Source organism: Parafrankia elaeagni (assembly GCF_000374165.1).
Lineage (GTDB): Bacteria > Actinomycetota > Actinomycetes > Frankiales > Frankiaceae > Parafrankia > Parafrankia elaeagni.
Genome location: NZ_KB893799.1, coordinates 1 through 7,247, shown reverse-complemented (window position 1 = coordinate 7,247; position 7,247 = coordinate 1). Strand labels below are relative to the sequence as shown.

7 protein-coding genes are annotated in these 7,247 nt (G+C 68.5%); all 7 read right to left on the bottom strand.

The features are described 5' to 3' along the window. Positions 1-428: 428 nt before the first annotated feature. The gene (locus B207_RS36550; protein ID WP_154675759.1) at positions 429-1,331 is read right to left on the bottom strand and encodes a hypothetical protein; all 903 of its coding nucleotides are present in this window, start codon (positions 1,329-1,331) and stop codon (positions 429-431) included. A 45-nt stretch (positions 1,332-1,376) separates the two neighbouring features. Further along, the gene (locus B207_RS36545; RefSeq protein ID WP_154675758.1) at positions 1,377-2,012 is read right to left on the bottom strand and encodes a hypothetical protein; all 636 of its coding nucleotides are present in this window, start codon (positions 2,010-2,012) and stop codon (positions 1,377-1,379) included. A gap of 705 nt (positions 2,013-2,717) precedes the next feature. Further along, complete coding sequence (locus tag B207_RS0131710; RefSeq protein WP_026311655.1) at positions 2,718-3,488, bottom strand: SDR family NAD(P)-dependent oxidoreductase; 771 nt, start codon at positions 3,486-3,488, stop codon at positions 2,718-2,720. 105 nt (positions 3,489-3,593) lie between these two features. Further along, positions 3,594-4,193 (bottom strand): GNAT family N-acetyltransferase, encoded by a 600-nt coding sequence (locus B207_RS0131705; protein ID WP_018640719.1) that lies wholly within the window; start codon positions 4,191-4,193, stop codon positions 3,594-3,596. Positions 4,194-4,286: 93 nt separating this feature from the next. Then, a complete protein-coding gene (locus B207_RS36540) occupies positions 4,287-4,979 on the bottom strand; it encodes a hypothetical protein (protein ID WP_195905388.1) in 693 nt (230 codons plus the stop codon). Positions 4,980-5,595: 616 nt separating this feature from the next. Continuing rightward, positions 5,596-6,306: a hypothetical protein gene (locus B207_RS0131695; RefSeq protein WP_154675757.1), complete on the bottom strand. Its 711-nt coding sequence runs from the start codon at positions 6,304-6,306 to the stop codon at positions 5,596-5,598. A 584-nt stretch (positions 6,307-6,890) separates the two neighbouring features. Continuing rightward, positions 6,891-7,247: transglycosylase family protein (locus tag B207_RS0131690; protein ID WP_018640716.1), on the bottom strand; the 357-nt coding region annotated here is incomplete at its 5' end.

Sequence of the window (7,247 nt, the reverse complement as noted above, 5' to 3'; positions counted from 1 at the left end):
GGGCGGGGCGGGATTCGGCGTGCCACCCGGCGTGTACTCCCCAGGTCGGAAGCACGGCAACGACGTTACACGCCACCGGCAAACATTCTCCAAGCAATTATGACGGCCATCACATCCCGTCGGCAGGGGTTGAAATAATCCGTGCACGGTGCAGCCGAAACAGAGACGTCCGATATGTACCACCACCATTCGACCGGCGCCACTCCCCTGTCACCTTGGGTCGACCAGTGCAGTGCGTAACGCACACCGCCGACCCGGCTCCGCGACGACTTTTCCCACCCCTGGACCCCGGATGATGTCCGGAAACGCGGCGCATCGATCGGAAGAATTTGGGCGAACAACTCGGAAGGCGAGAGAGGGGACGATCCGTCGAGACGACTACAACTATACGAAATCGGGCACGCTGGCCGGCAGTCCGAATCCGCGAGTCAGGCCCAGCTCCCGACGCCCGATGATGAAGGAGCGTTCAGCCGATCGGGAGGCCCGAGGGCATGAACCGCGGGCCCGCCCTCGCGTGGCCGGCCCTCGACGCTGCGTGGCTGCTGGCTGCGTGGCTGCTGGCTGCGCAGTTTCTCGGAGATCTGATCGGCGATCTGTCTCAGGCGGCCCCGGGGCTCCGTGGCGCCGCCGGGACTCGTGTGCATGACAGCCACCTGGACCCGGCCCACCAGGAAGTGGAGCGTTTCGATCGTCCTCTCCACCGTGACTCCGCCAGATCTCAGCTTCACGGACAGCTGCAGGTGGAAGGTTGCGCCGGCCGGCGGCGGCAGCGTCTTCGCCTCGATCAGGTCATACTCGATCCGACCCTTGGAGTAGTCCTCGGCGGCCTTCATCTGCACCTCGCCCGAGCACTCGGCGAACCGTGGGTTCTCCATCAGTGCCAGGTCCCGGGCCAGCTGCTCGTCCGACACGATGCTCGCCGTGGACGTGATCGTCACCTGTCGGTCCGAGCCGTTGACGAAGGTGAGTCCGTTGCTGGCGGAGTCGAACTCGTTCCGGACGTCTCCCGCCGGCACCCCGAGGCATTCCGCGACAGCCGGGAGATACCCTCCCACCTCGGCGTCGGGGGCCTGGGGCGGCACACCGGTGAAACCGGCGGTGGCGGGGCCGGCGGTGAGCACATAGTCGTCCGGCCAGAGGCCGAGCTCCTCTGCGGCCGGCGACGGGGTTCCGGACGACGTCGACGCGGCAGCCGTCGGAGTGGAGCCCGCGGCAGACGAGGTGTCACCCCCGCCGCAGGCTGACAGCGCGACGACGGCGACCATGGCCATAAGCCCGCCATGGCGCCGCGCCGCCCCGGGCCGCCGACCGTTCGCCACTGACATCACCACGTTGGTCACCTTCGACAGTCCGCGATGCTGATCGGAGCGAGAAGCTCAGGAACGCAGGGGCCCGAGGGCCCCGATCACAGGCCCGCCCTCCGTCGGCCGGCCGGCGATGGAGCGCGGCTGCTGGTTCCGCAGCTTCGTCGAGATCTGGTCGGCGATCTGCTGGAGCCTTTCCGACTGGGGAGCCTCCCCGAGGCTTGTATAGGTGGCTACCACCTCGACCTGGCCTTCGACGAAGAAGAGCAGGCTTATCGTGCCCTCGACCGTTCCCCCCGGGCCGGATGCTCGCATGGCGACGCGATAATGACCCTGTGCGCCAGCCGGCGTACCGGGCGCCTCCGCCGAGATGAGCTCGAGGTCGACGCCTTCCTCCTCATGCTCGTCGGTCTGACCCGTAACCATCTCGCCCAGGCAGTCCGGCATCCGCGGATTCGCCAGCAGCTCCCGGTCAAACGTGGCCTGCTCGCTGGTCACGATCTCCGCAGTGGAGTAGATCATGACCACTCCGTCGGCATCGGTGAAGGTGAGCCCCTCAGCCGAGGCCTCAGGTTCGTAGTCGATGTTTTCGAGCGGCACACCCAGGCATTCGGCGAGCCTCGCGTCTTCCTCGGGGTACTCGCCGTCGTCGGAGGATTCTTCCGGCACGCCCCTCAGGCCGGCCGTGGCGGGGCCCTCGGTCAGCACGAAGTCGTCCGGCCACAGACCGGTCTCCTCGGCCGCCGGCGACGCCGACCCGGACGGCCTCTCCGTACTCGCCGTCGCTGCAGCCGACGGCGCTTCGTCACCCCCGCAGGCGGACATCGCGAAGACGGCCGCCATCGCGACCAGCCCGCCTCGCCATGAAGCGGCCGGCCGGCAGCGCCGATCGCGCATGCCCGTCAACGCCACGGATCCGGCGCCCGGTTGGATTGACCGCCCGCCATGACCACGCGCATTCTGCACACTTACGCCCATCAGTCCCCACCCCAGGCCGGCCGAACAGTCCGTTCGCGAGACCTCCGCACGGGAAGAATGCCCGACGCGTGCGACATGACCGGGGCGGAAGGTCCGGCGGACTTTATCAGACGTCCGACTTAAAGCACTCCGACTGTCGAGCCTGCGACCTTCGACACAACGGCCAGCGGCGGCCGCCTCTGGGTACGGCCTCACATACGTCTACGGAACTCCGGGCTGCAGCGCACGGCAACCAGCGCCAGCCACCACCCCTAATCATGCTTCCCATCTGCACGAATACCGGTGAGTTCGACCGGCCGCGGCGTTCGTACACGTCGACGGCGTGCCCTGGAACACAAAAGACGACCCAACGCCGACATTCAACGTTGACGCGCCAACCCGTCGAGGTTGGGTTCGGGTAGTTCATCCGACCGGCCGTCTCAGGAACTGCTCCTGTCAGGGCACGAGCGGCGGCAGCGGTACCGCACCGTGATGTGCGGTCATCCCGCCGTCCGCGACCAGTGTCGTACCGGTGATGTAGGACGCCTCCGCCGAGGCCAGGAACCAGACCACTGCGGCCTGCTCCTCGGCCCGGCTCCAGCGCTGCAGCGGAATGCGCCGGCTGGTGGCCTCGAAGACCGCCGGCCGGGCACGCTGCCGGCCCAGCATCGGCGTCTCGGTGAGGCCGGGTGCCACCGCGTTCACCCGGATGTTCTGCGCCGCGTAGTCGAGGGCGGCTGCCCGCACCAGGTTGACCACCGCACCCTTGGACGCGTTGTAGGCCCAGTTCCCCGGCTCCGCCTGCAGCCCACCGCTGGACGCCGTCACGACGATCGAGCCACCGCCACCATCCCGCAGGGCCGGGGCGACCGAACGGATGCCGATCGCGACCCCACGCACGTTCACGGCGAGAATCTCGTCCAGGCGCTCGATGGCACCGCCGGCCTCCCAGGGCAGGGTCCCGCCGATCCCCGCGTTGAGCACCGCGACGTCCAGCCGCCCGAACCGGGACAGCGCCAGCTCCGTCATCCGGATCCCGGTCTCCTCGAGCGAGACGTCCGCCACCAGCGGGACCACCTCGCCTCCGAGCGAGTCCGCCAGGTCACGCAGAGCTCCCTCGTCGACATCCACCGCGACAATCCCGAAGCCCCGCACGGTGAACAGTTCCACGCAGGCCCGCCCGATGCCGGAGGCAGCTCCCGTGATGATCACTGCCGCGTCCACCACATGTCCTCCCACAGGCTTCCGGTGCCGGGGTGACGGGACGGTGAGCACGCCTTCCACGGCGGGCCCACTGCCGACGAGCCATGCCGGCAGACAGCGGTCGTCGGCTCATCCTCGTCGACCGCCATGAACGGAACGAGACGAGGCTGAGACGCTCGGGGGTCGGTTCAGTCGATAGACGTAGTGCAAAGGGTCGTCGATCGGGTTGTCCGGCGTGAGCGGACCCTCGGCCACCCGGCGGAAACCCGCTTTCTCCAGGGCCCGCCACGACGCCCGGTTCGCCGCCGCGACGGGCACCAGAACGCAGGTCGCCTCCGGATGGTCCGACCACGTCCGAGCGACCATCGCAGCGATCATCCGCGGCCCGATGCCGCGGTTCGTTCGCTCCGGATCGCCGATCAGGTAGTCGACGCTCATGGCACCGGACGGGACGTCGACGACGGGCCGCAACTCGGCGCCGTACTCCGGGTAGTCGGCGTACGCGCACCGCTGGACCAGGCCGATGGGGGTCCCGTCGAGCAGGGCGAGGAAATCCTCCGACGGATCCTCGCCCCGCGTCGCCGGTCCGAAGTCACGGTGTACCGCTTCGATCGTGGTCTCGTGGTTCCACCACCGGGCGACATGCGGCTGGGCCAGCCACCCACGCAGTAGTGGGAAATCGGATTCCGCCAGCCGTCGGAACCGGATCGGGGAGGCAGGATCGTTCACCCGGCCAGTCTGCCCGTGGCGCAGACGTTCAGGACCGCCCTCCGCCTACCGGCCACGGTCACCAGTCACCAGTCACCGGTCACCGGTCACCGGTCACCGGTTACGCAGCTTCTCCGAGATCTGGTCCGCGATCTGCTGGAGGCGCTCCTGCGGCGCCGCCGGCTCGGTGTTCACGTAGTTGACGGTCACCTCGATGTTCCCCTCCATGAAGAAGAGGCTGTCCATGGAGAGGACCAGTGCATCCGCCGTGTCGCCGAGCTTCATGACCGCCCGGATGTAGGCGAGCGCCCCGGCAGGTGCGGGCGGCTTCTCCACCGAGACGATCTCGATGCCGCTGTCCGCGGACTCACCTTCGGCCGGTTCCTCGTAGAAGCTGCCGAGGCACTCCAGGAGCCGGGGGTTCTCCAGAAGCTCCCGATCCCGCACGACCTGTTCGTCGGAGACCATCTCCACCAGGGAGTCGATCGACGAGACCTCGTCGGGGCTGTTGAAGGTGGGGCCGACGGCGCGGGCCTGTGCGCCGTCGCCGGGCGCCGGGGCCGGCAGGCCCAGGCACTCGGCGACGAGGGAGTACAGGTCGCTCTGCTCCTCGGGATCAGCGGGTGCCTCGGCCGAGGCCGCGAACCCGTCAGTGGCGGGGCCCTCGGTCAGCACGAAGTTCTCGGGCGACCGGTCGGCGCTCTCCGCGGGCGAGGATGACGCCGGCACCGTCGTCCTCGGGGCGGGGTCGGCCGACGACGCCGCGTCGTCGCCTCCGCAGGCGGACACGGCGAGGGCCGTCGCCATCGCGACCAGCCCGCCGCGCCATGACACCGCCGACCAGCAGCGCCGCCGACTCCACGCCCGCGGCGGGGTCACCCGCCCGCGCCTCGGGCCAGTTGTCGTCTGTCTGCCCCGGCCCTGCACAGTCCGAACACCCACGCCCATCAGGCCACCACTCCATGCCGACTGAACTGTTCCGTAGACGAATCTTCTGCACGGCAATGTATCGGACCTTTTCGCGCGATACGCGATACCAGGACAGAAGGATCAAACGGAAACTATCAGACACCCATCCCGAAGCGCCCCCACCACGGACGCGGAGGAATTCAGGCGCCCTGAACAGGGATAACAATCCAGGAGTGACGTCACGTCGGATTCGCGCCCCCCGTTCCCGAGGCTGGGGCTTCGGGAACGGGGAACCGGGAATCAAGAACCGCCAGCCGCAGGCTTCCCACCTGCAGGTATGCCGGCGCGTTCGGACATCTGTCGATGCTCCGGGCGCACCGGCAGTGTGACCTGAAGCAGTGAATCAGGCCGACATCCAACACTTGAAATTGACACGACCACAACATTTGTTGGGTTTCAATTGTTCATCGAGGATCTGCATGGAGGTCCAGATCCTGCGACTCCGGCAGGCCGGTCAGGAGGACAGGGGCCCAAGAGCCCGGACCACGGCCCCGGCCTCCGCCGGCCGGCCGGCGATGGATCGCGGCTTCTGGTTCCGCAGCTTTTCCGAGATCTGGTCGGTGATCTGCCGGAGACGCTCCGGCTCGTGCTCCGTCTCGGGAGTCACGTAGCTGGTCGTCACCTCTACCCGGCCTTCGAGGAAGAAGAGCATGTCCCCCACGACCGTGTTCTCGAGGTCGGACCCCCTGATTGTCATTCGATAGTAGGCGGCGGCACTGCCGGGCGGCGGGAACGCCTCGAACGAGATGGTCGTGGCGTCGCCGTCCTCCGCAGGCTCGTCGGGCAGGGCCGCAAACGCCTCTTCCAGGCACTTCGGCGTCCGTGGATTCGCCAGCATCTCGCGGTCCCGCACCGCCTGCTCCTCGGTCAGAATGTACGCGGAGGAGTCGATCATCGAGAACCCGTCGACACCCGTGAAGGTGAGCCCGACGGCCGAGGCCTCATGTCCGATCTCAAGATCTTCGTCCGACATGCCCAGACATTCGGCGAGATCCGCACCCAACACGGATTCAGCCGCCTCACTCTCGCCGTTCTCACCGTCGCCGGACGGCTCTTCCGGCGCGCCCGTGTACCCGGCCGTCGCGGGGCCCTCGGTCAGCACGAAGTCCTCCGGCCACAGGCCGGTCTCCTCGGCGGGCGACGCGGAGCCGGAGGGACCCGTCACACTCGCTGCCGCCGAGCCTGCGACCTCGTCGCCTCCACACGCGGACACCGCGAAGGCAGTGGCAACCGCGACCAGCCCGCCTCGCCAGGGCGCGACCGAACGGCGCCGCCGCCGGGCCTCACCCACCGCTACCACGGATCCGCGGATCCGTGGAGTCATTCCTCCGCCGTGGCCCCTCGCCGCGTTCCGAACCCCTACGCCCATCGTTCCCCTCGCCATGCCGACCGGACAATTCGAAGTCGAATCCTCCGCATGCGTGGGCCCGAAAAGTTCCCTGTACCGGGGCGGAAGGTTTCAACGGAACTTAGCAGACGTACACCGTGAAACGTTCTGCCGGTCAACCAGGCGAGGCACTGCACAACGGGCCGGGGCGATCGCCCGGGCAGGGAACCCGCAACGAGTTCGTACAGGTCCCCACCTGCAGACATGCCGGTGCGCCCGGACGTCTGCAGACGTCCGGGCGCACCGGCGGGGCGGCCCGAATCCGTGGTTCAGACCGCGACCCCGACACCGGCCGTTGATTCAGCGGCCGCGCACGTTGGGCATTGCTTGCTCACGTCGTTCAGGTGAGCCCGCGTCGGGACTCAGATCTTGTGGCCCCAGCAGCTCTTGGAGGCGTACCACGGGCTGGTGCCCTGCTGGGCGTAGAGGATATGCGCGCGCTTCCACTGCTCCGCCGCGCTGGCGTGCTGCGGCAGGCCCTGCCCGCCGACCCCACGCCAGGTGCTCGGGAGGAACTGGAACAGCCCGCCCGCACCGATCTCGTTCACCACACCCGGGTTGCCCCCCGACTCACAGGGGACCACCGCGCTGAGGAAGCGGTGAGCATCCGGCCGCGCGGCAGCGCTGGCCGGCTGGGACATCGCGATTCCGCCACCGATCGTCGCGGCCAGCACCGGGGCGACCAGCAGAGCGCGGCCACGGCGGATCGAACGACGGTT